This window comes from Roseburia faecis (assembly GCF_001406815.1).
Classification (GTDB): domain Bacteria; phylum Bacillota; class Clostridia; order Lachnospirales; family Lachnospiraceae; genus Roseburia; species Roseburia faecis.
In genome coordinates, this window is sequence record NZ_CVRR01000005.1 from 269508 (window position 1) to 293997 (window position 24490).

The window sequence follows — 24490 nt, forward strand, 5'->3', positions numbered from 1 at the left end:
ACATTAGTTAGTTTTTATTTACACATTGTAAGAAAGGAGATTTTACCATGCAATTAACAATTCGGGAACCCGGAAGCGCCATCACACATTTTATCGGTTGCCTGATGGCTTTGATCGCAGCCTCACCACTTTTAATAAAAGCCCATGGAAATACAACCTATATGCTTGCCATGACCATTTTTGCCACAAGCATGGTTTTATTGTACGCAGCAAGCACCATTTATCACAGTATCTGTCATGTATCTGCTAAGGTACTCCGGAATTTTCAGAAGCTTGATCATATGATGATCTTCGTTCTGATTGCCGGATCTTATACCCCTGTCTGCATGATCATCTTAGGCGGCAGAATTGGATATACCCTTCTGGCTCTTGTATGGGGAATTGCAGTGGCAGGAATCATTATCAAAGGACTCTGGATCACCTGTCCGAAATGGTTTTCTTCCATCATTTACATTGCCATGGGCTGGACGTGCCTGCCAGTATTTACCCAGCTGTGGACGGATCTCCCGCATGCCGCATTTGGCTGGCTTTTAGCGGGCGGCATCATCTACACCATCGGTGGTGTAATCTATGCTCTGAAACTTCCGGTATTTAACGCACTTCACAAATACTTCGGCAGCCATGAAATTTTCCATCTGTTCGTGATGGGTGGAAGTGTCTGTCACTTTATCTTTATGTATCATTATGTAATATGATCATTTATTTTCTGTCACGGTTCGCAGGTCTCCCTGCGAACCGTAACTATTTTTCCACTTTTGTGATCTGCTCTGTGGTGCAGTCATAAACATATTCTATTACCGGATCTTCTTCGGAACCGGACAGTTTCTCTGAACTTACTGCAAATATTATCTTCTTTGCAGTAAATTCTTCCGGAATAATATAGCCATTTTCGTCATCAACATTCTGTGTGAATAACAAGTTTATTATTCTTTCCGTTCCGGTCACAGCGATACACATTCATCTTATTCATGTGTGTTCCACCTTCCGGATAGGTCGCATAATAAACTTTACCATCTGCAATCCGTGCTCCGGTAGTATCGGTTCCAAGCTTCTTTTTTGCTACCCCTGTTTTACCATGGTATGCTTTCGGTTTCAAATGGATTAAGAAAAACGTAAGAATTTTCCATATTTTCACAAAAAACGGCTGATGCCTGCATAAAGCTGTTCAAATTTCATATACTGTTTCTAACAATTATAAAACCGTGAGGAATCTATGTCTTTAAAAACCAATCTGCTCCGTTTTGTTTTTATTTCTGTACTGGGTGTTCTTCTCCATTTCACCTATGAATGGTCCGGAGATAACGCTGTCGTCGGGTTATTCTCAGCTGTAAATGAGTCCACCTGGGAGCATTTAAAACTTTTGTTTTTCCCGTTTCTGCTTCTGACCATCCTCGAAGTGCTGCTCCGCGGCAATATGCTTCCAGAACAGTTTCTCCCGGCAAGAGTTCTCGGTATCCTCGCCGGAATGGGCGGGATTGTGGTCGGATTTTATACGCTGCGGGGTGTGCTTGGCCGAAACTACGATGCTTTAAATATCGCTTTGTATTTTGCAGGGGTTCTTCTGTCATTGTTTGTCGAAAACAAACGATATCGCAAGTCTTCTCTTCTGTCGACGAAAGCCGCAGCCGCTGTCCTGCTGTTGCTTACGGTTGCATTTTTCGTGTTCACCTATTGCCCGCCGGATATTGGATTGTTTTGGGATCCTACAGTCGGCCTTTGATGGTGTAGTGCTACCACAGTCTCATCTGTACTTTCGTTGTCCCGATCCACACCCAATACATTTCTGCCATTCATATATATCGGAAATTTAAACCGGAGACCTTTTAATATTCTGCCATCCTTTTGCTCTTCCTCATAGATAAATACATCGGACAGAAAGCTCTTCAAAAATGTCTTCTTTTCCAGATCTGTAAATTTATCATACAGCTTATCAAAGAATAAAAGGAACTGGTAAACATTATCTTCTGAGATTTTGTCCTGCCTGATATTATAAAGTCTTGTTTCGACTTCTTCTATGGCATTCTCAATATCGGTGATTTCATCATACAGCTTATCAAGTCGTTCCTGCATGTCATTGTACTATCCGTTATTCTTCTTGCATCAAGCATTACCGCAGCCTGCCAGATAAGCATATTACAATTCGGATATTCCTTTATAAGCCTCAATGCCCATTCGTAAGTCTTCTCGTAGCCTTCTTCTAAAAACATTCTGTCCATCTTCCTGATAATTTCTTCGATTTCAGTATCTGAAAGTTTTTTAATTTGATCCATCTGTTTTCCCCCTCTCTGATTTGATTATCCCATGATTTGATTCCCAATCACACCCACGCAACGTAGAATATGGTGAATTTTACGGTTTCTATGCTACGTAGAGTGAAATTTGAAGTCACAGAATCATTTCCCATAACAAAGATGAAATAAATGGTTGAAGAAAGAACATAATAAGTACTACAGATGCACATATTATGTAAAAGTCGTTCTTTTTTGAATTTTTCACTATTTTTCTTGTAAAAATACCTGTAAACCAATATGCAATTAGATACCCGACTAAAGTACCTGCAATGTTTGTAATAATGTCATCTATATCTGTCGCTCGTCCTGTGAAAATTTGAGCTATTTCGATAAATGATGTCATTGCAAATCCTGCTATAAATACTTTTTTTGCATTCCTGAATTCTTTCCATAACACTGGCAAAAAGAAGCCAAAAGGAACAAACAATAACACATTCAAGCACGCATTACTAAAATCATTTATCATATATATAAAAGGAATTATCTGATGCTACCGGCATTCCCATTTCAACGCTTGGCAAATGAGACTTATATAAATGGTCTTTTGCTTCTTTTCTGTAAAAATCTGGAGATGAAAGTCACTCAGCTTTCTGTAGAAGAAAAGTAAACATTAAGAGAAAGAGACTCTTTATTACTGTTGTAGTCAAGTAAATAGTTTTTTACAGTGCTTTTCGCTGTCTCTAGCCAAGCTGTCTGGCCGGAAATTCTGCTGCTGCACTCACCAGCTTTTCGACAATCTCAAGCTTATCGCCTTGTTCAGCGTAAGCACAAAGTATAACGGCTGCCGCTATTATCTCATCCCTATCTGCCACACATACCGTGGCACCAGTTACCTTTGACAGGCTCTGTGCATATGCCTGTGATATATTTTTGAGGCTTCCCACCTGCGAATATTTCTTTAGCACTATCGTCTCGTCTGCATCCATATATATTTCCAGCGGGCTGCCCTCCTTGATATGGAGCATCCTGCGCAGTTCCTTCGGTATGACTATTCTGCCGAGTGAGTCTACTCTTCTGGTCAATCCTGTAATTTTCACTTTATTGTCCTCCGTTACTTTTGCATTTGCATTCATGCTTTGGAGGTAGTATATGGAAATCTGTATGAAATATGTATAATTCAAGGGGGAAAAGACATCATCTATGCATGCATGCTTGCATGCAATTCGATGTATGTCTTATTGACCCGCACTACACTGAGAAAGTAGCAATTTACTGCTTAAAGGCAGTAAATTAGCGGATTAAATATGTATCTATATCCATCAGCTCTCTCTCATCTGCAATATCTACATATACACAGTCATGCTTCTTTGCCACACTTCTGCCACCCTTATCACCCTCCAGTGATAAAAGCTGTGGTATAAGCGATGAATTAAATACACACGGGTTGCCTACAGCATCTCCACAACGAAGTGAAAACGCCAATCGCTTACCCCCTGTATTTTTAAGCACTCTGTCTATTAATTTAATCACGCTTTGACTTTTTAAATATGGTTGGTCAGCTACTGCAAACATGTAATATTCCTCTTTTTCGGCAGTATGATGCGTCACTTCACTGCTTTTCTTAAGCTTTTTCTGCTCCTGCACCGCCATAATTCCTGCCTTTATAGTGTAGGATATGCCTTTTTCGCTGTCCGGACTTATGACTGCATGGCAATCTGGGATACATGCGCAGTAGTCCAATATTTCCCGGTAACGGGTGACAACTGTTATATCTATGGTCTGGCTGTCTGATTTTGATTTATTATATCTATTTTTAATTTCCGTCAAGTGATCAAGCAAATGCCTGTACATAGGTTTTCCATCCAGCTCATAAAACAGTTTGTTACTTCCAAAACGGCGGCTGTTTCCAGCCGCCATGTATATGATATGAATCATTTCACTCTAAGGTCCTTTTCGTGCCAGTTTGGGTCTACCATTCCCATAAGTATTTTTTCAGGGGTAAACGGAACTGTCCTGTGCCATACGCCTGTTGCGCGATAAATGGCATGTGCCAGCGCAGGAGCCGGTGTATTGATAACTATCTCACCGATTGACTTAACTCCGAATGGGCCTGACGGCTCATAGCTTGTCTCAAATTCGACATTGATATTGCCCACATCCTGTCGTGTCGGTATCTTGTACTGCATGAGGTCATTTTCTGCGATTTTTCCACCGGCATTGTAGGTGACATTCTCATAAAGCGCCATGCCTATTCCCTGACCTATGCCGCCCTCGGTCTGTACACGCGCGAGGTTTGGATTGACCGGAATTCCGCAGTCCACAACAGCCTGATAATCAAGTATTTTAACTGCTCCTGTCTCCTTATCAAGCTCTATCTCGACCATTCCTACCATGTATGGAGGAGGTGAAACAGGTGATGAATATGTCGCTGTGACATCTACAGGTATCGTGTTGTTGACCTGTGATTTTGTTGCTATATCGGAAAGACTTACGCAAACCTCCCCATTGTCTGCACCGTCCGGATTTATGATATACACCTCTTTGCCGTCAAAATCCACCTCTGATGCAGCATGGCCCAGCATCTGTGCACCGATTTTCTTTATGTTTTCACGAAGCTCAAGTGCTGCATTCTGTGTGGCCATTCCTGTAATGTAGGTGGTTGATGAGGCATATGAACCTGAATCATAAGGAGAAGCATCCGTATCCGCTCCAAACACGGTTATATCATCCGGCTCGCAGTCGAGTACCTCAGCCGCCATCTGCGCAAGTATGGTATCACAGCCTGTTCCCATGTCTGCCGCGCCTATCATCATATTATAGGTGCCACAGTCTGAAAGCTTTAAGGTACACGATCCGACATCTACATTTGATATGCAGGAGCCCTGCATTGCAAGTGCCATGCCTGCCGCACGAACCTTGCCATTTCCCATATCGCGGACAGGATACTTGTCTGCCCAATGGAAATTATCCGCACAGTGCATTATGCATCTGTCGAGTGCACATGCATTGGCTGTCTCGCCAAAATATGCCGGCATAAACATGCCCTCACGGACGATATTTTTCAAACGAAGCTCAACCGGGTCTATATGCAGCTTTTCAGCGAGCTCATTGACAGTTGATTCAAGTGCAAAGATACCCTGTGTAGCTCCATAGCCTCTATATGCTCCTGCCGCCTGCACGTTTGTGTACACAACATCGCACGAAAATCTGGTTGCCTCGCAGCCTCCTGTATAAAGAGGGAGCGATTTATGACCTGAGAGTCCTACTGTTGTAGTGCTATGCTCTCCGTATGCTCCACCATTTGACAGCGTATAAAGATCTATCGCCCTTATATGACCATCCCTCATTGCTCCAAGACGCACGGTGACCTCCATCTCATGACGCGGTGACGCGATAGTCTGGCACTCTTTTCTGCTGTAGATTATCTTGCTCGGACGCTTTGTCTTCCAGGTAACAAATGCCGGATATACCTCACAGACCGCTGTCTGCTTGGCACCAAAGCCTCCTCCGATACGCGGCTTTTCAGCACGCACCATGGACTTAGGAATATCGAGTGCATTGGACAGTATTCGGCGCAGGTGGAAAACAATCTGTGTCGAGCTGATGCAGTGAAGCCTGCCGTATCTGTCTATCTCACAGTATGCTCTGCAGGTCTCCATATATGCCTGCTGCGCTGCCTTTATGCGATAGGTGTGCTCAATAATCTCATCGCACTCCGACAGAATTTTCTCTACATTTCCATGCTCATCCTCCTCATGATGAATGAGATTGCGCTTTACATCGCCTGTATTTATGCTGGATGACCAGTCATCCTCAGGATGCACAAGCACCTTGTTGTCCAGCGACTTTCTGAAGTCAAGCACCGGCTCAAGAATCGTGTACTTTACTTTTATCATGTTAAGAGCCTTGTCTACAGCCTTTTCCGATTCACCTACCACAATAGCGACAGCGTCACCTACACTTCTAACATGACGGTCAAGAATTAGTCTGTCGTACGGTGACGGCTCCGGAAAGGTCTGGCCTGCGATAGAAAAACGCTTTTTCGGAACATCCTCCCAGGTGTATACTGCGACCATGCCCGGTACCTTAAGAGCAATATCTGTCTTTACATCCTCGACAATTGCATTCGCATAGGGGCTTCTAAGAAGCTTTATGACAAGCGCATCACGCGGTGTGATATCATCAGTAAATACCGGCTTTCCGAGTAAAAGCTGGCTCGAATCCTTCTTCGGTATACATTTTCCAACTGCGTGATAATCCCTTCTCGCGCGGTTGAAGCTGTTTACATTAGTTTGATTTGTGCTCATCCTGCCACTCCTTTCCGATATCCTCTCCGTAGACGCCTGCCTCGAGATTAAGAGGTGCGCCCTCCTTCTTACTGTTTAAGAAATTTCTGATTGAGCGGAGCTGACTCTGATATCCTGTACAACGACACAGATTTCCTGAAAGATACTCAAGAACTTCCTCATCAGTCGGATCAGGATTTTCTCTTAAAAGTGCCACAATATTTACAATATAACCTGGATTACAGAAGCCGCACTGATCCGCTCCCTGTGCAGCAAAAAATCCTGTAAACTGCTTAGCTTCCTCCTCAAGTCCCTCAAGGGTATCCACGGCTCTGCCGTCTGCCCTGCCTATCGGCATGCTGCATGACAGCACAGGCTTTCCATCCAGAAGCACTGTACAAAGACCGCAGTTGCCTGACTCACAGCCCCTCTTCACTGAAAAGCAGTTGTGCTTGCGGCAGAAGTCCAAAAGCACCATATCCTGGTCAACCGAGTCGATTATTAACTTTCCATTTAATTTTATTTTAACATCCATATACATGAATTCCTTCCTACTTAATGCTCGTGCATTGATGTCATCACACTAATAAAGCTTCCAAAGTTTCCTGCATAACTTCCATGCATCCGGTAGCGATTACCTTATATCATCGCAGATATCAAGCGACTGTGTGACAGCGCGGCGTGTAAGCACCCGGCAGATCATCTCTCTGTACTCGGCTCCTGCTCTGATATTGCTTCCAAAACGGATATGCTCTGCAACATATTCTGCAAATTTATCTATTTTTGCATTGTTCTCGGAGTTCTCCGTCAAAGCTACATTACCGTGCGTCTTTGCATCTACTATACCATCGAGTATACCGTCCTTATCCCACACAGGCTCTGCCATATATGGTGATGCTCCGATGACCGCCACATACCTGCCGTTTCTATTTGCCACTGCACATGTGAGCACAGGAAAGTCTGTTGACTGGTTTCTCTGGCTTAAGTATACTACGCCCTTTGCATTCTTCGGCACTATTACTGATACGAGCACATCGCGCGTGGTTCTTGGAAGTGCCGCAAACTCGTCCAAATCCATAATTCCTGCCTTGTGAAGCTGCACCTTTGCTCCCAGCGCCCTGAAAATCGTCATGACATCTGAAAATCCAAATCTGCCCCAGATGCTTCCTCCGACAGTCGCCACATTTCTAAACTGCACTCCGACGATATGTCTGACCGACTCTGCGATTGCACCGTGTGTATATGCATTCAGGGTTTCATGTGTCTCTATCTGCCTGAGGGTTGCATATGCACCGATTCTAAACTCGTTTTCATCCTCATCAATCCGGTCAAGTCCGAGATCGCACAAATCAATTGCCGTGCCAAGTGTCTTATTTTTCATTTTGAGCCAGAGCATGCCGCCCAGCACAAAATTCGGTTTTTTCTGATAAAGCTCATAGGCTTCATCAAGGCTTTGCGCCCTCACATACTGATTGTAATAAAACATATTTTTCTCCTATATCAATACATTTCAAGCTCATACATGGCTTCCCACCTAATGTCCTGCTCCTTCATAAAGGCTATGAGGCTCTCCCTGTCTGAAAGCTCTGCACGCCATGCCAGACCACAGCCCGCCGATATAGCAGACGGAAGAGGAATCGTGCGCCCCGGAATACCACATGCCTTGCTCTTGATATCCAGCTTTAACGGCGCTGTGGTAGTCTCGAAGGTAATGATTAGCCGCTTTTTCTTTTCTCTTACCAAATTATTATCCATCACATCACACTTAATATAAACTAAGGACTCACAATAAGAGAGGCTGCAGCCATTTTCTCGACGATATCATACATGTTCGTCACCTCTCCGACTGCAAGCTTATCTGACAGCTCATAGTAATTCAGACATGTTCCGCAGGTAAAGATTTTCACGCCACGATTCTTAAGCTCCTTTAAATCCTCAAGGCACTCTGAGCCATCACAGGTCAGCTTTGCTCCTCCATTGTAGAAAAGCATGGTTTCAGGCGGATTGTCCTGCTGCGAAAGTGCATAGATGAAGCCCTTTATGAGTACACTGCCCAGCTCCTCGCTGCCCTCTCCCATATAGGAAGAGCGGATTACAACGACTCTGTTATCTGTAGCCGGCCTGCATGTGTACTGTGAAGCTTCGTCTGTATCCGAAAACGCTCCTGTGTTAAGAGTCTCAATTGTCAGCTTTACACTGTAGCTTCCGTCGTCGAGCTTATTGCTGTCGCAGCTATAGCCCTTCTGTGCAGCCATCTTTTTTAAATTTTCTACTGCAATTTCATTGTCCACAAGTGTCTCCACTGTGTCCGGCTGTGTGAGAGCCTCAATTGCCTTCTTTGTCTTTACTACCGGGATTGGACATGTATCCCCGATTGCATTTACTGTAATCATATTTATAATCCTCCCTATGTTATTTAACTTGTCAACCCTCAAAATGCAGGGCATGCAGCCTGTCAGCATATTTACATAAGCTATGATAGCTTAAAATCAGTTCACATATATCGGCACATCGCAGCGCTTAACAAATCGTCCCACCTTTGCAGCCGGAAGCCCTGCGGCTTTAAGCTCATGCAAAAAGGTATCTGCCTCAAAGGCTTTTACTGCAAACAGCAGTCCTCCTGAGGTCTGCGGATCGAAGAGCACCTCCTCCATTGAGAAAGGTATATTTTTTGCAAAACGCACCTTGTCACCTACATGGTTTCTGTTGCGCTGCGCCGCTGCCGTGAGGAAAAACTCATCTGCGCATCGCAGTGCTCCGGTAATGACCGGGATGGAAATCGAGTCGATAAGTGCTGTTATATCATCATTTAACATCTCGCTCAGATGTCCTAAAAAACTAAAGCCCGTGACATCTGTGCATGCATGTATTTCGAAGCTGTGACTGATCTCTGATGCCGCGCGGTTTAGTGTGGTCATGGAGCTTACCGCATCCTCAATTGCACCTAACGGAGCTTCCCCGACACGGTTTGCGTTGCACACAAGCCCAACTCCGAGCTTCTTGGTCAGTATAAGCACATCTGACGGCTGCCCTGTATTGTTGCTGTAGATGTGTTTGGGATGAACTGTGCCCATGACAGAAAGTCCGTATTTCACATCGCTGTCTGCTATGGAATGACCACCTGCAAGTGTACCACCTGCCTCTATCACCTTGTCAGCGCCTCCCTGCATTATTTTACCGAGTATATTCAAATCCATTTTCTCAGGGAAACAAACGATGTTCAACGCACTCTTAACTGTGCCGCCCATCGCATAGATATCACTGAGCGCATTTGCGGCCGCTATCTGTCCAAACGTATATGGATCATCAACCATCGGTGGAAAAAAATCAAGCGTCTGGACTATCGCCGTGTCATCTGAAATTCTGTACACTGCCGCATCATCGCTGCTATCATATCCGACGAGCAGATTGCTGTCTTTTTCGCCCTTTGGCAACTTTGCTAAAACATGACTTAACAAATCCGGACCAAGCTTTGCAGTACAGCCACCGCCTTTGCAAAACACTATTTCCTGTGGCATGTTTGCTCCTTTCAATTGTTTAATACTGTTTATCTCAATGCCGCAATCTGCATAAGCGCTTCAGCGGCCTCATTTATCTCATCATTTGTATTATAATATGAAAATGAAAATCTCACCATACCCTGTTTTTGTGTTCCAAAGAATTTATGCATCAGTGGTGCGCAGTGTATGCCGCTTCTTGTTGCAATGCCATACTCATTCATAAGTATATCCGACACCTCAGCAGAATCCATATCAGCTATATTTACTGAAACAATCGCACAATGTGCTCCATTATCGGGCAGCATGTCGAAATCCCCATATATCCTGATTCCCGGGATTATCTTTATTTTCTTTAGAAAAGCCTTCATCAACATATACTCTTTAGCATATATGTTATCCACACCAATTTCTTCAATCGCCTTTATTCCTGCCAAAAGCCCTGCAATTCCCGGGCCATTTAAGGTACCGGCCTCAAGTCTTGTCGGAAGCTCCATAGGCTGGCTCTCAAGAAAGCTGAGCACGCCGGTGCCACCGCTTTTAACCGGCTTTATATCTGCTCTTTCTCCCACATAAAGTCCTCCGGTCCCCTGTGGACCCATCAGCCCCTTGTGCCCTGTGAAGCAGAGCACATCAATATTCATGTCTTTTACATTTATCGGAAGCACACCGGCTGTCTGCGATGCGTCAACTATAAATAAAAGGTCATGCTTTCGTGCGATTTGCCCTATTGACTTAATGTCCACCACATTGCCTGTGAGATTTGAAGCATGTGTGCAGACGATGGCTTTTGTTTCCGGACAAATTGCAGCCTCTATATCCCGCGGGGAAATTATCCCTCTTTTTATTTCTTCATCACTGCATGGCACAATATCCACGCACACTCCCCTCTCCCTTTGCATATAAAGAGGTCTGAGCACCGAATTGTGCTCGAGCTGTGTCGTAATCACATGCTCCCCCGGCTCAAGCAGTCCGTGGATTGCAATGTTGAGCGACTCAGTGGAATTTGCCGTAAAAACAAGTCTATCCGCATCCTCCCCGCCGAAAAATTCTGTAAGGCACATTCTGGCCTCATATATTTTCCTTGACGCATCAAGCGATGCATCCGACATTCCCCGACCTGAATTGCCGCAGTGCTTCATTGCATCAAGCACAGCATCATATACCGCATCCGGCTTTTTAATTGTTGTGGCAGCGTTGTCCAGGTAAATCATAGTATGTCCTCATTTACTTCTCATCCAAGCAGATAAAATTTCTTTATATAAAGCTCATCATTTATATTTTTGCTAAGCATATTTGCTTCTGTATGCTTTGGAAGATTTGCATAAATTGTTGAATCATTATTTAATTCACACGATACTTCCCATGTTTTTAGTTCTTCAACTATTTTATAATCTTTAATCCTGATTATATTTTTATTGTTATATGCAAGTACCGATTTTGCTTTACTTGCAGATATTATTATATCCTGAGGGAAAACACCTATGTGTGATATGTTGTCCGTATCCATCGCAAGCTGTTCAATCTGCTCATCAGTGACCTCAAATACGCTATCCCATTCCACGGCAAGAACATGATGCTTATCCTGCCATTTCACCTGTGATATATTGTTGCAGCCCACAAGCAGTGCCTGCTCCACAGACATAGGCCGCATGAAGAAATCTTTTTTGTCGCGGACTGCACTCAGCATGCCGCTCTCAATACTTCCGATACGCTCTGCCAGACGATACACCTCATCGCGATTGTGTGACACAAAGATAACAGGATTGTGAAAATCGGAAAGCATCTCCATAAGCTCTGATTCCATACTTCTTTTCACATGCTCATCCAGTGCCGAAAAAGGCTCATCGAGCAGTATACACTCCGGTTTAGCCGCAAGCATGCGAAGCATTGCCACGCGCTGCCTCTGACCTCCCGAGAGATGATCCGGATATGTGTCTGCCATGCCATCAAGCCCATACCGCTTCAGCCAGACCTTCACCTTTTTTTCATCGCGATGTCCCATTGCTATGCATATATTTTCCATCACGGTCATTGTAGGAAAAAGTGCATAGTCCTGAAACAGATAGCCTACCCTGCGCTTACCGGGGTGCAGATTTATGCGATTTTTTGAGTCATACAGCACCCGGTCATTTAATGATATAAAGCCTGTATCAGGAGTCTCTATCCCTGCTATACACTTGAGTGTCATACTCTTTCCTGAGCCCGACATACCAATTACGGACACAATCTCGTCCGTAAGCTCCATGTCAACCGAAAGCATGAAATTATCCAACTGTTTTTTTATTTTTACTATGAGCGACATTATTTTTTCTCTTTCTCTTTATGCCCTTGCTTTTGCCGCATATCATATTTATCGATACAAGGCATGCAAACGAAATCGCTATGATTACTATGCACCAGAAGCCCGCTGTGGCATAGTCACCACTTTGGATGACCATTGCTATCTGCTGTGATATGGTCGATGTCTTTCCCGCTATATTTCCGGCAAGCATTGATGTGGCGCCGTACTCACCGATAGCTCTGGCAAAGGCCAGTGTGACACCCGATATGATGCCGGGCTTTGCCATCGGCAAACGTATTTTCCAGAAAACCTTCCACTCACTTATGCCGAGAGTGCGCGCCGCATATATGACATTTTCGTCTATCTGCTCAAATGCCGCTCTCGCATTTCTGTACATGAGAGGGAGTGCAATGATGGTCGCTGCAACCACACAGCCAAGCCACGTGTGTACTACCTGTATACCCATGCTATTGCTTAAAAAACTTCCAAAGGGACGTCTTGTACTGAAAATCCTTAAAAGGATGTATCCAGCCACGGTAGGCGGCAATACCATCGGAAGTGTCAGCAGTCCATCCCAGAATGCCCTCACTCTGCCCTTTGTGTTTATAACAAGCTCAGCAAAGGCTATTCCAATAAAGAATGAAAAAACCGACGCTACTATTCCTGTTTTTAATGTTATCCAAAGCGGTGCGAAATCAATCGTTCCCATTATTCATTTACCGTAAAATGATATTTCTCAAATACTGACATTGCCTCATCTGTCTGAAGATATGCAATAAATTCCTTTGCGGCTTCAAGCTCGTCTGCTGTAGTGTTGTCACCCTTTAAGGCTGCTATCGGATATATAACATCACCTGTTAAGCTGTTTGAAAGCTTTTCTATAATGTCAAGCTGATTCTCGTATCCGAATGTATCTGAGTAATAAACTGTTCCTATTTCGTTTGCACCCTCAGCTACGGCAGATGCAACTGCACCTACATTTGCACAGCTGTTGATTTCCAGACCGCCAAGTGCCTTTGAGATATCAGAATCTGAAATATCCTGTGGCTTTGAAGCATCTCCTTCAACCATTTTTGAATTTACAAGTGCTACTCTGGTGTACTGTCCTACAGGAACTGTTCCGTCAGCAAGTGCCATATTTTTAGCCTTTGAGATGTCTGCAAAGCTGGTAACTGCCGTGCCACTATTCTTATATGTAACAAGGCACACCTGATTATTTAAAAGGTCAACACGAGTATCATCAACCACGCTTCCTGCTTCATAACCATTCTGAAGCTCATCCATCTGTGCCACTCCTGCTGAGAAAAAGATATTGCACTTCGCGCCCTCTTTAATCTGTGCCATCAGAGTTCCCGAACTGTCATAGTTGTTCTGGAAGTTTACATTTGGATGCTCCTTGGTGTAGGCTGCACAAATTTCATCCATAACACTGTTTAAGCTCTTTGCCGCAAAAATCGATAAATCTACATCTACATTACCGCTCTCTGCAGTATCCTTCTTTCCGCAGCCTGCAAAAAGTCCTGCTGTAAGAATAAGTCCAAGCGTAAGTCCTGCATATGCTGCAAATTTTCTCTTTAAACCCTTGCGCTCCTTTACTGATTTATCAGTGCCTGTTACTCTTCTTAAAATCACACTTTTAATCTCTCTTTTCTTTTTATTTATTCATCATCTGATCTGCTCCAGCAGCACTGAAATGCTACCTCCGCACACCATTCCCTCATTCTCGGCATCGTCAGTATTCATGCTGACATCAATCAGCTCACATTTGAACTCCTGATTGCGAAACAGCCTCCTGCAGCGGCTTATAACTAAAGCCTCCGCACAGCCTCCGCCTATTGTTCCAACAATACGGTTGTCTGAGCTCACAAGCATCTGTGTGCCAACTCCGCGCGGTGCACTGCCGTTCTTTTTTATGATGGTACACAGTATGTACTTCTCATCCGGGGAGTGTGTAACTGATGCACAATGCCCAGCCACCTCAGTAAGTGCGTCAAGCACTTCGTTATCTATCTGAGTGCAGCTTGTACGCTCATTTTTACACTTTACTATCTCGCTTATCACCGAAAGAGCAATTTCCTCCGGTGTCTGTCCACCTATTGCAAGGCCTATCGGAGAATGTAATCCTGATATAATTTCCTGTGAAAATCCCGATTCTTCAAGGTCTTTTTTCACTATCACAGCTCTTTTCTTTGAGCCCATCATACCCACATAGGCATAGGACTTTGTGAATATCTCTGTGAGGCATTCCATATCGAAGCGATGTCCTCTTGTCATGCATACATAGTAATCATCCGCCTGCGGCTGTAGCTTGGCGAGAGTTTCTTTATAATCGCCGCAAATCACATGGTCTGCGCCTTGGCGCTTTGCATTGTCTGCAAACAAAGGTCTGTCCTCTATCACCCATATGTCAAATGCCAAAAGCGATGCCATGCGTACAAGTGCCGCCGATACATGCCCTCCACCGCAGATTATGAGACGTGGTCTGCTGCCTATCTGCTGTCTGAACATCACAATGGAATTATCATTGTCATCTATTTCATCTGCCCACACATTGCCGTATGCCACTCTTATTCTGCCATCTATATAGAGTGCCTTTGCCCCGGCATGTGCTCCTTCTATGACTGTCAAAAGCTCACAGCGGCTGTCCACAGGTCTGTCCTTTATCGAAGCATATATGTTGGCCGGAATCAACTTCACCTCGTCACCGGCATGAATCTGACCACCTCTTACGACTACCGCAAACACACCCTCCTTTGGCATAATGCACTCGCCCATCCTCTTGTATATGGCACAATGCGAATGGCACTGCTTGCCTATCTGCGTCATCTCAAGGATGGTATCTCCTATGCAAAAGCGTGTACCAAGAGGCAGATTTCCTAAATCAAATCCTGAAATAATTAAATTTTCACCGAATGCACCGTTGTCTATCTGTGCCCCTCTTGCCCTGAAGTCATCTATTTTCTCCGCGGAAAGCAGGCTGACCTGCCTGTGCCACTTTCCGGCATGTGCATCTCCCATGATGCCGTAGTCTGCAACAAGCTCCGCCTGTGGCACCTCTCTCTTTTCAGTTCCTCTCTCTTTGCTTATATTGATTGCAAGAAGCTTTCCCATTATTTTCTATCAGCCCCCTATCCGGCTCATATTTCTTGCTGCATTTACTTCCGCAGCTTCTATCTCTGTAGTCTTTGTCTCTGTAATTTTTGTATATGTCACTGCATTATCATTAAAATTGTGACACCTTGGCTTTGCCTTTATGGCAGCCCTTAGTGCCCGGACTATTGCAAAATCTTTTTCCACATCATCTGCAAAATCCCATGAATCAGGTACTAAATCCATCGTCACGCTGCTTCCCAGGCATGGCATAAGCCTGCCGTCAGCCGTAACACGTATGCGGTTGCAGGTGTCGCAGAACTTCCCATGAATTGCCTGAATCAGACCTACTCTGATACCAAGTTCCGGAAAAATGTAATACTCTGCCGGGCCGTTATCCGGAATTTTCCGTTTGTCATTTCCCGAATTAATTTCTTTTGTTTTTTCAGTATTTATACGGCAAGGTTCTCCATACAGTTTTGAAAGTGTACCAATAACCTTCTTATATGGCTCGACTCCGTTGGTGTGTCCTTCACCTACCGGCATCATCTCTATAAAGCGGATATCTGTACCTTTTTTTGCAACATATCGTGTGAGCGCCACCACATCTGTCTGCGGTGTGAGCACCACATTGATTTTCACTCTTATTCCGCACTCTATAGCGGCATTGATTCCATGCTTTACTTCTTCAAGCAGCGGTTTTTTTGTGATGCGTTCATATTCTGACGCATCTATAGTGTCCAGGCTCACATTTATGCTGTCTATGCCTGCTTCCTTTAACCACTTTGCATGCTGCGCAAGCAGTACTGCATTTGTAGTAAGCGATACGCTGCTGACACCCGGTATCTTTTTGATTTGTAAAACCATTTCATCAAGCTGCGGATGCAAAAGCGGCTCACCGCCTGTCAGACGAAAATGCTTAATTCCAAGCCTTGTGGCTGCGCGGACTATGCAAAGCACCTCTTTTACGCTAAGTATATTTAGTGCATGACAGTGCTCATTATTGTCACAGGGATTGCAGTAATAGCAGTTTAAATTACAGCTATCTATCACCGATATGCGCATATAGTCAATCTCTCTGCCAAATCCATCGCGCATGTTAAAAGCCCTTTCCAAAACCACAGTTAGGAAACGTGCAGACATCACAATTCAGGCAGAGGCCGCCTTCTCCAAGTCCGGCAAGCTCATCTGCATAAATCATATCACGTGCCATAAGCCTAGGCAACACAATATCAAATATCGTGCGCTTATTGTACATGGCACAGCCGGGCAGCCCACATATCGGCACCAGCCTGTCACCTGCATCATAGTACGACAGCAAAAACATGGCTCCCGGAAGCACCGGCGAGCCGTATGACACAATCCGTGCGCCTGTATTTTTGATGGCAAGTGGCGTTTTATCATCAGGATCCACGCTCATTCCACCTGTGCAGAATACAATTTCCGCTCCGGCTTCTATCGCGCGTAAGCATCCGTCTGTGATTTTTTTGTCATCATCATCAAACACCTCATGAAACATCATCTGTGCGCCAAACTCTGCTATTTTTTTTTCTATAACAGGTGTAAATGCATCCTGTATCCTGCCATGGTACACTTCGTTTCCGGTTGTAATTATTGCTGCTTTTCTGACCACAAACGGCTTAATATCAAGGATTGGACCATCCTCACATATATTAGAAGCTTCCTTTAGCTTATCTTTTTTTATGACAAGCGGTATGATTCTTGTTCCGGCGAGCTTATCACCCTTTTTCACAGTGGTATTGCCGTGCCTTGTGGCTATCATCAGCTCTCCAAAGGAGTTGACCTTTTCAAGCTTTTTGCTATCCACCTTAAGCAGTCCATCACAGTCTGCGATTACCTCTATCTTGCCCTCCTTTACGGGGGACGGATGCATTTTACTCACAGTGCCGCAAGAAACGCCTGATTGTGTGTCTGCTTCAATTTTCTTTGTGCCACATGCGCTCATACGATAAAGCACCTCCGCAGCCTCATTCTCGTGCATCATGGTCTCATCATTTTCCCATATATATATGGTATCTTTTCCGACACTAAGCAGCACCGGTATGTCCTCTTTTGTTATGATATGCCCCTTGCGAAAAACTGCATCCTTTTTCACGCCGGGAATAATCTGTGTGATATCGTGGCAGAGCACCTGTCCGACTGCCTCAGTTGTCTTCATAAGCTTCATATAATCCCACACTCCAATTATTATCTCTGTAAATATTAACTATTCCAAACCACACCTAGTACACCGACCGCACTCGCTGTCATACTGCAGTAAAATATCAAGCCCATGCTCTATATTTCCCATCAGAAAATCCATGCTCTCCGACACTGCCTTCACACTGCCGGGCAGATTAACTATCAGTGTGTTTTTCCTGATGACGCAAACGCCTCTGCCAAGCATGGCGCGCGGTGTAAGACTCATGCTGTACGCTCTCAGTGCCTCAGCGATACCTGGTGCATTGCGCTGTGCAACATCCATTGTAGCTTCCGGCGTGATATCCCTAGGTGAAAAACCTGTGCCGCCGGTTGTAAGCACCAGATTGCATTTCATGTCATCACTCAACCTGACAAGCTCGTCTGCAATCTGTTTTCTCTCGTCCGGTATGATTTTATATGAAACCACCTCGTACTCATCTTTGGGAAGCATCTGTCTTATTTTCGGGCCGCTTTTATCCTCGCGCCGGCCCGCTGCGCCTTTATCACTTATCGTTATAATCCCTACAGTATACATTACATCACCCTGTTATCCTTGATTAAATGTGTATTTTTAACTATTCAGCTGTATAGTGTCCACTCTTTCCACCGGATTTTTCAAGCAGCTGTATCTGCCCGATTTCCATTCCACGGTCTAGCGCCTTACACATATCATATATGGTAAGAAGCGCCACACTGACCCCTGTCATGGCCTCCATCTCTACACCGGTTTTGCCCACACAGGCTGTCGTGCAAATTGCCATGATACTGCTGTTTTTTTCATCCAGCTCAAACTCAACATCACACTTTGTCATAGCAATAGGGTGACAGAGCGGAATAAGCATGGAATTGTTCTTTGCTCCCATGATTCCTGCAATCCTTGCCACTCCCAGCACATCACCCTTTTTAGCCGTGCCCGTAGATACAGCCCTGTATACAGCGTCATTTACCTTTATCGTGCCGCAGGCTTTCGCCACGCGGTATGTGTCATCCTTTGCGTGCACATCCACCATGTGGGCTTCCCCTGCCTCATTAAAATGTGTGAGCTTTTCTTTATTTTGTTCCTGATTATTGATATCTAATCCGTTTTGCTGCGTCAATTAATTAATCCTCATTGTAACTGTTCAGTTACCATAATTTATTATCTATTAGTAACTGCACATTTAATAAATCCTTATGCCGTGCTCAAATGCCGATACCGCCTCAAGCACACTGCCTGCTATACTCCTTGCCTTGTCAGAGATCGTAAAACAATTTGAAAGCTCCCCTTCGCGTGGATCGATATCCGCTATCTTGAAGCCTTCCTTGAAATAATAACCCTCACGGATAAGACCTCGTATGATGCCTGTAATTGTAGCATTTACCGGAACATATTCAGACAATTTATTGTCATAGCTTCCTTTATCCGGATATATCCGCGCTATCTCATCGCCCTTTTGCACAATATCTCCGATTTTTCTGACATCATAAATATATCCTGCTGCCGGAGCGTGTATCACACGCTCACTTGTGAAGCCTGCGATATTTCCCGGAACCCCTGTGTTGGGCTGTGCCATGCCATCGGTAATGATGCGCGCCAGATTGTGCCCACGCATGGACTCAATCACCAGATGCACGTCCTTGCCTGCCGTAAAGCCCGGACCTACTCCTATCACAAGCGGTGCCATATTTATTGTGGTGCCCAGATTTTTCTTTGCTATTATGGCATCTACCACAACATCCGGTCTAAAAAGTGCAATTGATTCACCGGTTGGGTCTATGAGAAGCGGAACCTCTCCGGCTTCAAGCACAGCTCCCACAGCTTCGATAGCTGAGCTCTTCCACTTTTGCGATGCAATATGAGCTTGCGGTGTGTCATTTATCCCGGAAATTGTCTCTGCATCATTCAAGGCAGGAAGCAGTCTGGCTGTCAGACCCTCTACAGTTGCGCTCCCATCATACACTGCCTCGCAAAAGGACACCTGACGCCGTATGGCTGCCGGATAGTCTGTCTCAAGCGCTATCACCCGATGTCCTGCACGGTGCAGTCTGTGGATGATGCCTGTCGCAAGATCGCCTGCACCACGGCATATGATTAACAAATTTTTCTTTTTTATTTGATTATTGCTCATATAATTAGTTACCCTGTTAACTTATTATTTCCATGTTTATCTGTAATATGTCGAAATCCGTCCTTCAAACCCGCTGTCGCGAAGCTTTTTGACATAGACCTGACGCAGCATGTCTATAACCGAGTCATCAACCACTACATCCTCTGCCATTCCTAGCTCGTTTTGCATAAGCTCATATCTGAACACAACGTCTTTACACAGCTTGCCCTTTTCCCACGTGCCAAGCACTATGATAACATCTGTGGTGAGCGGATATATGACAGGCTCATCCGCTGCCGGATATTTGAGAGAATGGTGCTTTGCTCCATCTGCTTCGATTATAACATAATCTAACGCCTGTGGCATGTCTTTAATCAGTTTATCAAGCAAATCATACGGCAGTCCGCACATTTTTGGCTTTGACTGTTCTGATATTTTCTGCCCCGCCATGCAATATCCATCTTTTATTATTTTATCCCTTAACGCAAAAAAATCGCAGGATAGGTCAGTGTCAGCTTCGACATACATGTGCGTTGTTGTTGTGACAAGCACACCTTTTCCTCTCCTGTGATATTCCCTTGCAAGCTTATGGACGAGTGTGGTCTTTCCACCTGCGCCCACTATTGAAATCACTTTTTCCATATATTTCCATACTTTCCCACAAACAATAAAGCCGCCGGTGTACTTAATGCACCGGACGGCTTTAAAATCCTAAGCGTTAATCATCCACACGCTTCACATCATCTTTTTCTTCCATATCCCACATATATGGTGCGTTCTTAGATTTCTTCGGCAAAATAATATTGAGAAGAATAGCGCAAAGTGAGCAAGGCACGATACCTGAACCGCCAAATATAAGCTGTACATAGTATGGCAGGTGTGATGTAGCACCTGTTGTAGCGCCAAGTCCGTAGCCTAAACCGATTGCAACTGAGATAATTGTAATCTCACGGCTGCCGATTGGCTCCTTTGTGATGAGCTCAATTCCGGAAATCAGGATAGAGGCAAACATCATAACCGCAGCTCCGCCGAGCACCGACTGAGGCATGATTGACATGAGAGCTCCAATTTTTGGGCAGAAGCCGCAAATGATGAGGAATATAGCTCCCATTGAAATAGCAAATCTATTGACAACCTTTGTCATTGAAACAAGACCTACATTCTGTGAGAATGAGGTATTTGGCAGTACTCCGAAAAGCGCTGCAAATGATGAACCAAGACCGTCACAGATAACACCGCCGGAAAGCTCTGAATCTGTAGCCTCTCTGTCCATTCCACCCTCCACACAGGCTGAGATATCGCCAACTGTCTCGATTGCAGTAACGATAAACATGATGCCAATTGGGATGATTGCATTGGCATGGAAGGAAATTCCCACATCTGAAAGCTTTCCAAAGCCTATAAAGCTTGGAACTGCTATCCATGCTGCATTTTTAACCTCGTCAAAGTTTACTACCCATGAATATGTGTATTTGACACCGTCAGCAGTCACACCTGTATGTGACATGGTAAGTGTCATAATGATTGCTACAACATATCCTGCCAGAATACCAAAAAGGATGGCAGATGATGAAAAAATACTGCGCGACGGTGCAAAATGCTTAAGAAGCACGATTACTATAAGTACAACCATTCCAAGAAAAAGGTTTGGCAGTGAGCCGTAATCATTTTTGCCTGTGCCACCGCAGAAGTAGTTGATTCCCACTCCAAGGAGTGAAAGTCCTATTGCTATAACAACTGAGCCTGTAACGATTGCAGGGAAAAACTTGCGTAAAGGCTTTAAGAAGGCTCCGAGTATGCCTTCGAAAATACCTCCTACAATGCAGGCTCCCATAATAGCTCCATATGCTATAACTCCGCCGCCACACGCTGCAACTGTATTATTTAATACTCCAAGAAAGCCCGAAGAGGTTCCCATAACGATAGGTACCTTTCCGCCGACCGGTCCGATGGAAAACATCTGTACTAATGTGACAATACCTGCGATAATCATGGCATTCTGTAAGAGAGCTGTTCTAAGCTCCGCAAAGCCTGCGTCCGCTGTGAGTCCACATGCTCCCATAACTATGATAAGAGGTGTAAGGTTTCCGATGAACATAGCCATAACATGCTGCAGTCCAAGCGGAATAGCCTGAGACAGAGGTATTCTGCCCTCAAACTGGTAAGGTGAAGAGTTTGTTGTCTTTTTCATTGGTTCCTCCAAATATTTATACTCTTATTTAATAAAATAATCACAAAATTATTTTACGAGCATAAGGCTATGCGGTCAATTTAGTATTACTTATAATATAATATCCATCTACTTATAAATACATGCTATTGAAATCCAGACATATCCATATCTTCGAGAGACATCTCAACCTTTACTTTCTGCGAGTCGATTATACCCTTGGAAAGTAAAACAACAGTTTCTACATGTCCGGTGTGAGCGAACTGGTCAAATGCCCGCACTTTTTGCAGCTCATATCCACCGTCTACTAAAATACGCAGATCTCTGGCAAGCGTAGCAGAATCACAACTCACATAGACAATCCGCTCCGGACGCATGGCAAGCATCGTGGACAAACACTGCTCATCGCACCCCTTCCGAGGCGGATCTACCACAATCACATCCGGATGGCGCATTCCCGCATCCAGATCGTCGCTGTTATAAAACTGCGGCAATACTTCCTCCGCTTTTCCCAAAAAAAACTCTGCATTCGTAATACCGTTTAATGCAGCATTAGTCTTTGCATCCTCGATCGCCTGAGGAACAATTTCCACTCCGTATACCTGCTTTGCCTTCTGGGATAAAAAGAGCGAAATCGTGCCGATCCCGCAATACAGATCCCAGACGGATTCTTTTCCGGTCAGCTTTGCATACTCCAGTGCTGTGCTGTAGAGTTTCTCTGTCTGTACCGGATTGACCTGATAAAACGACTGCGGAGAAATATGATAGGCAATCGCCGTATCTTCCACTGAAAAATCTCCGGTATTACGCAGATGAATATAATCCGTGATGTATGGCATGCCCCAGATACATTCCGTGTGTTTTCCAAGAATGACATTGGTGCGCTCGGTATTTACATTATAGGAAATGGAAGTCATCCCCGGCAGCACCGAAAGCCGCTCGATGAGAGTTTCTTTTTCCGGCAGCCGGTCTCCGTTAATAATCAGGCATACCATCACCTCTTCGGTGGTAAATCCATAGCGGATCAAAATATGGCGTACCAGTCCTGTTCCGGTAGTCTCATCGTAAGCCGGAATCTGCTTTAGCAGCATCCATTCCTTTACCGCCATAAGCACATCCTTATTTTCCTCTACCCCAAGCAGACAGTCTTCCACCGGAATGATGGCATGCGTACGTGCCGCATAAAATCCGGTCACAAGTTTTCCTTCTTTATCCAGTCCCACCGGAAACTGTGCCTTGTTGCGGTAGCGGAAAGGATGCTCCATCCCAACGATCGGCAAACATACCTGCTCTAACTCTTCTTTGGAAAATCCTCCAATCCTCTGCAGATTACTGCGCACCTTGTTTTCCTTGAATGCAAGCTGCTGCTCATAGGAAAGTGCCTGTATCTGACAGCCACCGCAGCGGCGGTGGAGCGGACATTGCGGTTCTACGCGGTATGGAGATGGTGTGATAATTTTCTCCACACGGGCATATCCATAATGTTTTTTCAGTTTTGTGGCACGGGCACGAATTTCATCTCCGATCAGCGCATCCTTGACGAAAAATGTCATCCCATCGTACTTTCCGATGCCTTCCCCGTCGACTCCCATATCTGTAATTTTCAAAGAAAATAAATCGTTTTTTTTCATCCTTTTAACCTGCGAAGTCGGAGTCAAAATATCTTTCGGCTCCGACTTTATCTCATCTTATTTGCTTGTCTTGCGTATATTTGTCTCCAGCAGACGGCTGTACCCCTGCCATTCAAGATTATTGTCCGGTACATTTGCCAGAATCTCCCGCATGGTTTCCATCTTTGCATCCACGTTGTCCGCGAAGCTCAAAGCCATCGCTTCAACCAGTGCCGGTTTCTTCGGAGATCCATACTCCAGTTCTCCGTGGTGCGCCAGAATGCAGTGCTTTAACTCATTTTCCAGAACCACCGGAAATCCCTCAATGGAACGGATTCCCTCGCCTACCCACTCGGCACCGATCATAATATGCCCAAGCAGCTGTCCTGCATCGGTATAATCATTTGCCGGAAACGACGACAACTCTTTTAATTTACCGATATCGTGGAAAATCGCCGCCGTAATCAGAAGATCCCGGTTCAAAAACGGATAATTCTGCGCAAAATAATTACAGTTTCTTGTCACGCTGACGGTATGTTCCAACAGCCCCCCGACAAATCCATGATGTACACTCTTTGCTGCCGAATGAAATTTAAACCGGTCCGCAAATGTTTGATTGTCGAAAAATCTGTGCAGCAGCTGGTTCAGGTAAGGATTTTTCACAGAATCAATATATCCTGTCAATTCGGCATACATCTCCTCCACATCCTTGTCCGTACAAGGAAGATACTCCTTAGGATCAATGTCCTCCTCTGAAACACGGCGTGCACGCCGGATCGACATCTGCAGATTTCCCTGAAAGCTGGTGACATCTCCCGTAACCGCCACATAATCCAGCGCGTCAAACTCATCAATTCCCACAGAACCCGGATCCCAGATCTTGGCATCAATCGTTCCTGTTTTATCCTGCAGGATCACATTGTCGTATGCTTTTCCGGCTTTGGTCAGTGCCGCCTGTTTGAATTTACACAGATATACTTCATTTACTTTTTCTCCTTCTCGGAGAGATTCAATATATTTCATAATAACTCCT

General features: G+C 44.7%; 28 protein-coding genes and 1 pseudogene. 2 read left to right on the forward strand and 27 right to left on the reverse strand.

The genetic code is table 11. The features are described from left to right. Positions 1-47: 47 nt before the first annotated feature. Positions 48-695: a PAQR family membrane homeostasis protein TrhA gene (gene trhA, locus M72_RS02200; protein ID WP_055067004.1), complete on the forward strand. Its 648-nt coding sequence runs from the start codon at positions 48-50 to the stop codon at positions 693-695. A 46-nt stretch (positions 696-741) separates the two neighbouring features. Here trhA and M72_RS17035 read toward each other — a convergent pair whose 3' ends face one another. After that, positions 742-918: a hypothetical protein gene (locus tag M72_RS17035; RefSeq protein ID WP_176694756.1), complete on the reverse strand. Its 177-nt coding sequence runs from the start codon at positions 916-918 to the stop codon at positions 742-744. Further along, positions 896-1096: a hypothetical protein gene (locus M72_RS02205; protein WP_055067005.1), complete on the reverse strand. Its 201-nt coding sequence runs from the start codon at positions 1094-1096 to the stop codon at positions 896-898. The genes M72_RS17035 and M72_RS02205 overlap by 23 nt, the downstream gene beginning before the upstream one ends. A gap of 117 nt (positions 1097-1213) precedes the next feature. Between M72_RS02205 and M72_RS02210 the strand changes: the two genes are divergently transcribed. Continuing rightward, the gene (locus M72_RS02210) at positions 1214-1720 is read left to right on the forward strand and encodes a DUF6512 family protein (RefSeq protein ID WP_055067006.1); all 507 of its coding nucleotides are present in this window, start codon (positions 1214-1216) and stop codon (positions 1718-1720) included. Here the strand turns inward: M72_RS02210 and M72_RS16200 are convergent. The 25 genes and pseudogenes from M72_RS16200 to M72_RS02330 all read right to left on the reverse strand — a co-directional run. Continuing rightward, positions 1669-2079 (reverse strand): annotated as a pseudogene (locus M72_RS16200) (recombinase family protein); the annotation flags it as partial. The gene M72_RS02210 and the pseudogene M72_RS16200 sit on opposite strands and share 52 nt — an antisense overlap. Then, the gene (locus M72_RS17465) at positions 2013-2270 is read right to left on the reverse strand and encodes a hypothetical protein (protein ID WP_055067007.1); all 258 of its coding nucleotides are present in this window, start codon (positions 2268-2270) and stop codon (positions 2013-2015) included. The pseudogene M72_RS16200 and the gene M72_RS17465, both read right to left, overlap by 67 nt. A gap of 115 nt (positions 2271-2385) precedes the next feature. Further along, positions 2386-2757, reverse strand: a complete 372-nt coding sequence (locus M72_RS02220; RefSeq protein WP_082413723.1) for a VanZ family protein — start codon at positions 2755-2757, stop codon at positions 2386-2388. 214 nt (positions 2758-2971) lie between these two features. Continuing rightward, positions 2972-3328, reverse strand: coding sequence for an AbrB/MazE/SpoVT family DNA-binding domain-containing protein (locus M72_RS17785; RefSeq protein ID WP_278334961.1), 357 nt, complete (start codon positions 3326-3328; stop codon positions 2972-2974). Positions 3329-3521: 193 nt separating this feature from the next. Further along, entirely contained in the window at positions 3522-4166 is a 645-nt protein-coding gene (locus M72_RS02230; RefSeq protein ID WP_055067010.1) for a nucleotidyltransferase family protein, read from the reverse strand. Continuing rightward, positions 4163-6538, reverse strand: coding sequence for a xanthine dehydrogenase family protein molybdopterin-binding subunit (locus M72_RS02235; protein ID WP_055067011.1), 2376 nt, complete (start codon positions 6536-6538; stop codon positions 4163-4165). The genes M72_RS02230 and M72_RS02235 overlap by 4 nt, the downstream gene beginning before the upstream one ends. Next, positions 6519-7052, reverse strand: a complete 534-nt coding sequence (locus M72_RS02240; RefSeq protein WP_055067129.1) for a (2Fe-2S)-binding protein — start codon at positions 7050-7052, stop codon at positions 6519-6521. The genes M72_RS02235 and M72_RS02240 overlap by 20 nt, the downstream gene beginning before the upstream one ends. A gap of 99 nt (positions 7053-7151) precedes the next feature. After that, positions 7152-8003 carry an FAD binding domain-containing protein gene (locus M72_RS02245; RefSeq protein ID WP_055067012.1) on the reverse strand — a complete coding sequence of 284 codons (852 nt, stop codon included), beginning with the start codon at positions 8001-8003 and terminating at the stop codon, positions 7152-7154. Between the two features lie 14 nt (positions 8004-8017). Then, on the reverse strand, positions 8018-8272 hold the full coding sequence (locus tag M72_RS02250) for a putative Se/S carrier protein (protein ID WP_055067013.1): 255 nt from the start codon (positions 8270-8272) through the stop codon (positions 8018-8020). Positions 8273-8292: 20 nt separating this feature from the next. Next, positions 8293-8910: a sulfurtransferase-like selenium metabolism protein YedF gene (gene yedF / locus M72_RS02255; protein ID WP_055067014.1), complete on the reverse strand. Its 618-nt coding sequence runs from the start codon at positions 8908-8910 to the stop codon at positions 8293-8295. A gap of 96 nt (positions 8911-9006) precedes the next feature. After that, positions 9007-10035, reverse strand: a complete 1029-nt coding sequence (gene selD / locus M72_RS02260) for a selenide, water dikinase SelD (RefSeq protein ID WP_022045572.1) — start codon at positions 10033-10035, stop codon at positions 9007-9009. Between the two features lie 29 nt (positions 10036-10064). Next, positions 10065-11228, reverse strand: coding sequence for an aminotransferase class V-fold PLP-dependent enzyme (locus M72_RS02265; RefSeq protein ID WP_055067015.1), 1164 nt, complete (start codon positions 11226-11228; stop codon positions 10065-10067). Positions 11229-11248: 20 nt separating this feature from the next. Continuing rightward, the gene (locus M72_RS02270) at positions 11249-12319 is read right to left on the reverse strand and encodes a sulfate/molybdate ABC transporter ATP-binding protein (RefSeq protein WP_055067016.1); all 1071 of its coding nucleotides are present in this window, start codon (positions 12317-12319) and stop codon (positions 11249-11251) included. Continuing rightward, positions 12282-13007: a molybdate ABC transporter permease subunit gene (modB, locus tag M72_RS02275; RefSeq protein WP_022045575.1), complete on the reverse strand. Its 726-nt coding sequence runs from the start codon at positions 13005-13007 to the stop codon at positions 12282-12284. The genes M72_RS02270 and modB overlap by 38 nt, the downstream gene beginning before the upstream one ends. Beyond that, positions 13007-13930: a molybdate ABC transporter substrate-binding protein gene (gene modA / locus M72_RS02280; RefSeq protein ID WP_055067017.1), complete on the reverse strand. Its 924-nt coding sequence runs from the start codon at positions 13928-13930 to the stop codon at positions 13007-13009. Before modA ends, modB begins: the two co-directional genes overlap by 1 nt. A 33-nt stretch (positions 13931-13963) precedes the next feature. Next, positions 13964-15409 (reverse strand): XdhC family protein, encoded by a 1446-nt coding sequence (locus M72_RS02285; protein WP_055067018.1) that lies wholly within the window; start codon positions 15407-15409, stop codon positions 13964-13966. Positions 15410-15418: 9 nt separating this feature from the next. Further along, positions 15419-16486 (reverse strand): GTP 3',8-cyclase MoaA, encoded by a 1068-nt coding sequence (locus M72_RS02290; RefSeq protein WP_055067019.1) that lies wholly within the window; start codon positions 16484-16486, stop codon positions 15419-15421. Between the two features lies 1 nt (position 16487). Beyond that, positions 16488-17576: a molybdopterin-binding protein gene (locus M72_RS02295; RefSeq protein WP_055067020.1), complete on the reverse strand. Its 1089-nt coding sequence runs from the start codon at positions 17574-17576 to the stop codon at positions 16488-16490. A gap of 39 nt (positions 17577-17615) precedes the next feature. Beyond that, positions 17616-18125, reverse strand: a complete 510-nt coding sequence (locus tag M72_RS02300) for a MogA/MoaB family molybdenum cofactor biosynthesis protein (protein WP_055067021.1) — start codon at positions 18123-18125, stop codon at positions 17616-17618. Between the two features lie 40 nt (positions 18126-18165). After that, positions 18166-18600, reverse strand: coding sequence for a cyclic pyranopterin monophosphate synthase MoaC (moaC, locus tag M72_RS02305; RefSeq protein WP_261291776.1), 435 nt, complete (start codon positions 18598-18600; stop codon positions 18166-18168). Positions 18601-18750: 150 nt separating this feature from the next. Continuing rightward, positions 18751-19698: a selenium-dependent molybdenum cofactor biosynthesis protein YqeB gene (yqeB, locus tag M72_RS02310; RefSeq protein WP_082413726.1), complete on the reverse strand. Its 948-nt coding sequence runs from the start codon at positions 19696-19698 to the stop codon at positions 18751-18753. Between the two features lie 36 nt (positions 19699-19734). Then, positions 19735-20319: a selenium cofactor biosynthesis protein YqeC gene (gene yqeC, locus M72_RS02315; RefSeq protein ID WP_055067022.1), complete on the reverse strand. Its 585-nt coding sequence runs from the start codon at positions 20317-20319 to the stop codon at positions 19735-19737. A gap of 76 nt (positions 20320-20395) precedes the next feature. Next, entirely contained in the window at positions 20396-21868 is a 1473-nt protein-coding gene (locus M72_RS02320) for a uracil-xanthine permease family protein (RefSeq protein WP_055067023.1), read from the reverse strand. A 125-nt stretch (positions 21869-21993) separates the two neighbouring features. Continuing rightward, the gene (gene rlmD / locus M72_RS02325) at positions 21994-23478 is read right to left on the reverse strand and encodes a 23S rRNA (uracil(1939)-C(5))-methyltransferase RlmD (RefSeq protein WP_055067024.1); all 1485 of its coding nucleotides are present in this window, start codon (positions 23476-23478) and stop codon (positions 21994-21996) included. A gap of 57 nt (positions 23479-23535) precedes the next feature. Beyond that, the gene (locus M72_RS02330) at positions 23536-24480 is read right to left on the reverse strand and encodes a 3'-5' exoribonuclease YhaM family protein (RefSeq protein ID WP_055067025.1); all 945 of its coding nucleotides are present in this window, start codon (positions 24478-24480) and stop codon (positions 23536-23538) included. Between the last annotated feature and the right edge of the window lie 10 nt (positions 24481-24490).